Here is a 1,278-nt window from a genome sequence, read left to right as displayed (position 1 = left end):
TGGCCGTCGGCGGTGGGGACGGCGCGGATCGTTTCCCTGGTGCGTAGGTCGCCGTCGTCGGTGAGGTAGCGGATGGTCGTCCGGTACGGCAGCGGAAACCCCGGGTGGTCACCGTCCAGTCCAGCGTCCGGGGGAGCAGCGTGGCGGTGACCGCGTGGGCGGGGCTGACGATCCGGTAGCGGTCGGCGGGGTTTTCCAGGCTGTCCAGCACCCAGGGCTGCAGCACCCGGGAGCCGGCCAGCGCCCGCCGGTAGGTTTCCGTTGGCCGGCCGGGAATGTGCACCCGATGGGACGGGGCGGGCCGCCGGCTGTCGTCCGATTCCAGTAGTTCCAGTGGTTCCGGTACCCGGCGGCCGGTTGGTCCGGTGGTGGAGTCCGCCGGTGCGGGCAGGACGGCGCGACCGGACTGGATCGCGGTGTGGACGGTGTCGGGCAGGATCCAGCCGAGGCGGGCTTCCAGGTCCGGGCTGGACACGGTGACCACCATCGCGGTCTGTGTCATCGCCGGGTCCGGGTCGTCGTGCCCGGGTCGTCGGGTCCGGGAACCGGCCGGGTCATCACCGTGCCCGCCGTGACCATCGGGACGGTGCGAGTGTCCCCAGGGCCGACAGTCGCGGCCACCACCCGGACCGTGGATGGTCAGCGTTGACGTCCGTGTCGCGGTCGGTGTCGGCATCCAGGTCGGCGGGTGTGTCGGTCGCGAGGGTGCGCAGCGCCGGGTCCCGGAACCTGGGCGGCGAACGCGGCCAGCAGCCGGGTGACGGTGTCTTTGTCCATGGCCTGGATCCAGCCGACGACGCTGTCCATGCCCAGTCCGGTGCGGGCCGCGGTCCAGAACAGCGCGGCGAGGAGATCCTCGGCGGCGCTGACCCAGAAGCTCATGTCCCCACCAGGGTCACCTCGTGTTGACCGTCATGCCGCCCGTCGGGGTGAAGGATCTCAACGGCTGGTGGCAGCACAATCCCGACGATCTCCATCGGACGTTGACCGCCACCGCCGATCACTTCATCGGGCTTCTTCCACAGGCGGGCCTCTCCGACCCGGGATGGAGCGATCATCCTTGGGGAATGCAGGATGCGGCATTTAGCCCATAAGGCGTCGGTCACGCAGTCTGGGTCTGTACGGTTCCCGGTGATTGTCACGAGTCGGCAAAGATTCTGATGCTGTACCCGGGTGCTATCGATTGCTTCTGGTGGTCATGGGATGCTCGCGATCCGCAGTATGTGTCTTTCGTGATACCTCGGATAAGTCCGGTAGAAGATCGTCGATCGGGGGGGG

General features: G+C 68.4%; 3 protein-coding genes. All 3 read right to left on the bottom strand.

What is annotated here, in order from left to right; all coding sequences use genetic code 11:
* A partial coding sequence (locus U9980_RS23525) for a hypothetical protein (RefSeq protein ID WP_322769930.1) occupies positions 1 to 502 on the bottom strand: 502 nt, incomplete at its 3' end.
* Between the two features lie 137 nt (positions 503 to 639).
* Entirely contained in the window at positions 640 to 882 is a 243-nt protein-coding gene (locus tag U9980_RS23520; protein WP_322769929.1) for a hypothetical protein, read from the bottom strand.
* Positions 879 to 1,058 carry a hypothetical protein gene (locus U9980_RS23515; protein ID WP_322769928.1) on the bottom strand — a complete coding sequence of 60 codons (180 nt, stop codon included), beginning with the start codon at positions 1,056 to 1,058 and terminating at the stop codon, positions 879 to 881. The genes U9980_RS23520 and U9980_RS23515 overlap by 4 nt, the downstream gene beginning before the upstream one ends.
* Positions 1,059 to 1,278 lie beyond the last annotated feature (220 nt).

The organism is Protofrankia sp. Cr1, from assembly GCF_963555865.1.
Taxonomy (GTDB): Bacteria; Actinomycetota; Actinomycetes; order Frankiales; family Frankiaceae; genus Protofrankia.
The sequence above is the reverse complement of the archived record's forward strand: the minus strand, read 5'-3'. Positions and strand labels throughout refer to the sequence as shown.